General features: G+C 72.9%; 3 protein-coding genes. 2 read left to right on the top strand and 1 reads right to left on the bottom strand.

What is annotated here, in order from left to right; translation table 11 throughout:
• Window positions 1–223: 223 nt before the first annotated feature.
• The gene (locus ACFVIM_RS31870) at window positions 224–943 is read right to left on the bottom strand and encodes an SDR family NAD(P)-dependent oxidoreductase (protein WP_384308868.1); all 720 of its coding nucleotides are present in this window, start codon (window positions 941–943) and stop codon (window positions 224–226) included.
• A gap of 238 nt (window positions 944–1,181) precedes the next feature.
• Between ACFVIM_RS31870 and ACFVIM_RS31865 the strand changes: the two genes are divergently transcribed.
• Both ACFVIM_RS31865 and ACFVIM_RS31860 read left to right on the top strand, forming a co-directional pair.
• Entirely contained in the window at window positions 1,182–1,739 is a 558-nt protein-coding gene (locus ACFVIM_RS31865; RefSeq protein ID WP_384308871.1) for a MarR family winged helix-turn-helix transcriptional regulator, read from the top strand.
• A gap of 646 nt (window positions 1,740–2,385) precedes the next feature.
• A complete protein-coding gene (locus tag ACFVIM_RS31860; protein ID WP_384308866.1) occupies window positions 2,386–5,943 on the top strand; it encodes a S8 family serine peptidase in 3,558 nt (1,185 codons plus the stop codon).
• The last annotated feature ends 75 nt before the right edge of the window (window positions 5,944–6,018 follow it).

Raw genomic sequence — 6,018 nt, 5'->3', positions numbered from 1 at the left:
ACGAGGGACCCCGTGCGCGCGACACGGGAGTCGTACGGGCGCGGGCACCCGGTCCGCAGGGGAGCGCGGAGGCGTCGGTACGGGAACGGGGACGCCGTCCGTACGGGAGCGGGGACGCGGTCCGTACGGAGGTGGGGAGGCGGTTCCTACGGAGGTGGGGGCGGCCTTCCCGGGGCACGCGGGCCCGCCACCGGGCCGTCCTGATCGCGCACGGGCGACGGCGTCAGCGGGTGCCGTGCGCGCCCCCGTTCACATGGAGCACCTGGCCCGTGATGTGGCGCGCGGCGGGCGAGGCGAGGAAGACGACCGCTCCGGCCACATCCGAGGGCGCCCCGGCCCGCCCGGTCTTGGTCGCGGCGACCAGCGTCTCCCGGCGCTGGTCGGTCATGCGGTCGCGGAAGAACTCGGTGTCGGCGATATAGCCCGGGGCGACCACGTTGGCGGTGATGCCACGGGGGCCGAGCAGTCCGGCGACCGAGAGGTTCCACGTCGTCAGGGCCGCCTTGGCCGCGCCGTAGGAACCCGCGCCGGTGTCGGCGGCGATCGACCCGATCTGGATCACGGCGCCACCGGGGGCGAGCCGCTGCTCCAGGGCCTTGGTGGTGAGGGCCGCGGTGAGGACGTTGGCGTCGAGATTGGCGCGGAAGTCGCGTGCGTAGGCGGCGAGGTCCGTGCGGCCGTCGGCGTCGAAGTCGGTGTTCCCGCCCGCGTTGTTGACGAGCACGTGCACCGGGTCGGGGAGGCGGTCCACCAGCGCCGCGACGGCCTCGGGGTCAGTGTGGTCGCAGACCAGGGGCTCCGCCCCGAGGGCCTTCGCCGCCTCCTCCAGGGGGTCGGCCCGGCGGCCGGTGATGAAGACCCGCTCGCCCGCCTCGGCGAAGTGGCGCGCGACGGCCAGGCCGATGCCCGTGCCTCCGCCGGTGACGAGGATGTTCCGTGTCATATCCTGGATCCACCTTGTTCATTGAGGTCTAAATTTAGGTCTGAATCTAGCAGGACGGAGTGGGGGCATGGCAAGGGCGTACGACGGGAACGTGCCCGCGCGGCGCGAGAGTTGGGGATCCGGTTCGCCCGGGGCGGGGGAGGGAGGCGCCTCCCCGGACACGGCCCAGGGCGCCCACCCGGGAGCGGCCCGGGGCAGCCGGATCGCCGCCGGGGCCGCGCTCGAAGCGAGGTCCGGAGTGGAGCCCGGAGTGGAGCCCGGAGTGAGGCCCGAGGCGACCGCCGAGGCCATCGCCGCCGCTTGGGCCCGGGAGCGGCCGGGCACCCCGGTCTCCTCGATCGGGATCGTCACGCCTCTGTGGCAGCTGGCCAAGCTCTTCGGGGATGACCGTCGCCGGGTCCTGGCCCGTGCCGGAGTGGACGCGGCCACGCTGGACCTGCTGAGTGTGTTGCGGCGGTCCGGTCCTCCGTACACGCTCACCACGCGTGAACTGGGGCGCCGTTCGCTGGTGACGGCCGGGGCGGTCTCGCAGCGGGTCGCCCGGGCCGAGCGGGAGGGGCTGGTGAGACGCGCTCCGGGGGAAGGGCGGCCGCGTACCGTCCAGGTGGCCCTGACCCCGGCGGGTCATGCGCTGGTGGAGGCGACGGTCGACGAGGTCCTCGGGCGTGAGGCGGAGCTGGTCCAGGGGCTCACCCCCGATCAGCGGCACCAGCTCGGCGAACTGCTGGCGCTGCTGTTGAGCGATGTGCAGCGGCGTACCGGTGAGGCCGGTGTGACGCACGTGGGCGGGAGCTGACCCGGACCCGACGCACCTCCGCTGCCCGCCCGGATGCCCGTCCGCCTGCCCGCCTGTCGGCCGGCCCTCCTCCGGCCCGTGTCCGCGCCCCCACCTCCACCCGCACCTCCACCCGCGCCGACACCCCCACCCCCACCCGCGCCGCGTCCGACCTGGCGGAATGACGGCGGGGGAGTGAACGGGACATGAACTTCCCGGTGGCCGCGCCCGGGTGCCCGAGCCGAAGCGGAATCCCCCTCACGCAGCGCGGAACCACCAGCTCCGGCAGGCGGCGGCTGTCCTGTCCCAGGCGCGGGCCCGGAGCGTGTCTCCGGTGGGACACGCGGAGATCACCAGGAACGGGCGATCGGGCGGCGCCGGTCCTGAGCCCCTTCCGGGCGGACCCCGGGGTGCCTCCAGTGCGCCCGTCGGCCCACCCGTACCGAGGCGAGCGGACCCGTGGCCGTATGGACGGGAAGTGAACGGGGCGTGCGTGCCCCCTTGTTCCCGGAGTTGAGCTGATCCACTATGGCGTGCGGTTCTTGACCCGTCCATGGCAACGGCTGGACGACGGCCTCAGCCCGGGGTGAGCCGCACCTGAACCACGCACGTTTCCTGCACGTCCCTCGGCGGACCGCGATCCGCCGCCAGCGCAAGAGGAGACACCGTGGCACGACGGACCAGACGGAACAGACCCCTGCGCACCCTGTGCGCCGCCCTGACCTCACTTCTCCTCTTACCCGTAGCCGGGGGGACGGCGCTCGCCGCGCCCGCGCCCCCCTCGTCCGACGGCGGCCCCACGGTCGCCGAGCGGAAGATCGAACCACGGCTGACGGCGGAGCTCGACGACGGCAAGGCCGTCTTCTGGGTGTACCTCGACAGCGAGGCCAACCTCACCGCCGCCAACCGCGCCAGCGGCAAGGCCGCCAAGGCGGAGGCCGTCTACGAGGCCAAGACGGAACACGCCCGGCGCACCCAGGCCGACCTGCTCAAGAGCCTGGACGCGGCCCGCGTCGAGTACACCTCGTACTGGATCGTCAACGCGGTCCGGGTCGTCGGCGGCCCCAAGCTGGTGAACAGCATCGCCGAGCGCGCCGAGGTCGCGCGCATCGACGCCGAGGACCGGATCACCCTCCCCAAGCCGATCCCCGGCGAGCGGGAGAACACCGTCAACGCGGTCGAGTGGAACATCGACCGCACCAAGGCCCCCCAGGTCTGGTCCCAGTTCGGGGTGCGCGGTGAGGGCATCGTCGTCGCCAACATCGACACCGGCGTCGACGCGAACCACCCCGCCCTGGACGAGCAGTACCGGGGACGGTCCGCGAGCGGCACGGTCAGCCACGACTACAACTGGTTCGACCCCGCGAACATCTGCGCGGGCAAGGCGCCCTGCGACAACAACGACCACGGCACCCACACCATGGGCACGATGGTCGGTGACGACGGCGCCGCGAACCAGATCGGTGTGGCGCCGGGCGCCAAGTGGATCGCCGCCAAGGGCTGCGAGTCCAGCAGCTGCTCCCAGCCGTCGCTGCTCGCCTCCGGGCAGTGGATCGTCGCGCCGACGGACCTCAACGGGCAGAACCCGCGTCCCGACCTGGCGCCGGACATCGTCAACAACTCCTGGGGCAGCGCGGCCCACAACCCCTGGTACAAGGAGATCGTCAACGCCTGGCGGACGGCGGGCATCTTCCCGGCCTTCTCCAACGGCAACGGCGGCCCCAACTGCGGCACCAGCGGCTCGCCCGGCAACTATGTGGCCTCGTACAGCTCCGGCGCGTTCGACATCAACAACAACATCGCGTCGTTCTCCTCGCGCGGCCCCGGTGACGAGGGCGGTATCAAGCCCAATATCGCCGCTCCCGGCGCCAATGTGCGCTCCGCCATCCGCAACGGCGCCTACGGCTCCTTCTCCGGCACCTCGATGGCCTCGCCGCACACCGCCGCGGCCGTGGCGCTGATCTGGTCCGCCGCGCCCGCCCTCCAGGGTTCCCTGGCGCAGACCGAGGCGCTGCTCGACCAGACCGCGATCGACGTGGACGCGCCCCAGTGCGGTGGCACCCCGGCGAAGAACAACGTCTTCGGTGAGGGACGGCTCGATGTGCTCGCCGCCGTCCAGGCCGCGCCGCGCGGACCGCTCGGCGCCCTCAACGGCACCGTGACCTCGGGCGGGACGCCCGTCGCCGGGGCCCAGGTCCTCGCCGACGGACCCATCGACCGCACCGCGACCACCGCCGCCGACGGCACCTACAGCTTCCCCACCCTCTCCGTCGGCTCCTACGCCGTCGCCGCCTCCAAGTTCGGCTACGGCAAGGTCACGGCCACCGTGGCCGTCACCGAGGGCGCCACGGCCACCCAGGACTTCTCGCTGGCCCAGGCGCCGTCGGCCCGGGTCACCGGCACGGTCAGCTCCGCCAGCGGGCCCGCGGCGGGTGCCGAGATCACCGTCCTGAACACCCCGGTCACCGCGACCGCCGACGCCCAGGGCGCCTTCGAGGTGACCCTGCCGCACGGCGAGTACCAGCTGCGGGCCACCCATGGCTCCCGCTGTGTCAGCCCGGGCAGCGCGCTCGTCAGCGTCACCGGCGACACCACGGCCGCCATCACCCTGCCCGAGCGCACCGACACCTTCGGCTACGCCTGCCTCGGCGGCACCCGGGCCTATGTCCCCGGTACCACCAAGCTGGCGCTGACCGGTGACTCGGCCACCGAGCTGGTGCAGCTGCCGTTCGCCGTGCCGCTGTACGGCCGCAACTACACCGCCACCCATGTGGGCACCAACGGAACCGTCAGCTTCGGCGGCGCCCACACCAGTGACAACAACGTCCAGATCCCGGCCACCGCCACCCCGAACGCGGCGCTCTACCCGTTCTGGGACGATCTGCTGGTCGGCGGGGACGGCGGCATCTACACCGGTGTCGTCGGCACCGCGCCGCACCGGGCCTTCGTGGTCGAGTGGCGCGATGTCGTCCACTGGGCGCAGCAGGGCGAGCGCTTCTCCTTCTCGGCCGTGATCGGCGAGGACGGCCGTGTCTCGTACCACTACAAGGGAACCGCGGGCACCGGGTTCAAGAACGGCTCCGGCGCCACCATCGGGATCGAGAACGCGACGGGTACCGACGCGTTCTCCTACTCCTTCAACCAGGCCGCGCTCAGCGACGGGCTCTCCGTCTCCTTCCGCACCACCAAGAGCGGTGTGCTGCGCGGCCAGGTGCTCGACGCCAACGACACCAAGGGCGTCGGCGGGGCCACGGTCACCGTGGGCACCGGGCCGACGGCGACGACCGCGACCACGGCGGCGGACGGCACCTATGTGGTGCAGACCGCGTCCGGTGACCACCCCGTGACGGTGACCGCCGCCGCGTACGAGGAGAGCGCCGCCACGGTCACCCTCGGGGCCGACGCGGTCGCCGAGCTGAGCCACTCCCTCAAGACCGGGCGGGTCGCGGCCAGCGGCTCCGGGGTCGAGATCGTCGCCCCGGCGGAGCAGCGGCGCACCCGGTCGCTCGACCTGTCCAACACGGGCTCGCCGACCCCGTACACCCTCACCGAGGACGCGTCCTGGCTGACCGTCACCCCGGCCGCCGGGGAGCTGGCGAACGGGGCGAGGCAGCCGCTGTCGTTCGCGGTCGACACGGCGGGGCAGGCACCCGGCACCGTGCTGACGGCGAGCGTACGGATCGAGTCGCGCAGCGGACGCTCGCCGGTGCTGACCGTGCCGGTCAAGGTGGTCGTGCCGCGCTACCAGGTCGCCGTGGACAGCGGCGCCGGCGGCGGCTCGGTGGACCGCTTCGGCGACAGCTGGACCCCGGACAAGCGGTACGCGGCCGGATCCCACGGCTACCAGGGCACCACCTCGACCAGGTCCACCACCCGTGCCATCACCGGCACCGAGGACCCGGCGCTCTTCCGCACCGCGCGCGAGGGCCTGTACGAGTACCGCTTCGACACCGTCCCCAACGGCGTCTACACGGTCGAGCTGGGCTTTGCCGAACTGTCGGGCACCCGTCCCAACAGCCGTGTCTTCGACGTCCTCGCCGAGGGGGTCGAGGTCCTGCCGTCCCTGGACATCGCCCTGGAGGCGGGCTCGTACGCGGCGGTCCAGCGCACCTACACCGTGACGGTGACGGACGGGACGCTGAACGTACGGTTCATCGCCCACAAGGGCTATGGGAAGCCGCTGCTGAACACGCTGCGGGTGACCGAGCGGCCCGACAAGACCTGACCGGCCGCGCACCCCGGCACGGGGTGACAGGCCGGTCCTGACGGGCCCGGTGCCCGGGACGGCCGTGTCCCGGAC

Origin of the sequence: Streptomyces sp. NPDC057638, from assembly GCF_042800315.1 — a bacterium.
Classification (GTDB): domain Bacteria; phylum Actinomycetota; class Actinomycetes; order Streptomycetales; family Streptomycetaceae; genus Streptomyces.
This window is presented reverse-complemented; position numbering and strand designations above follow the sequence as displayed.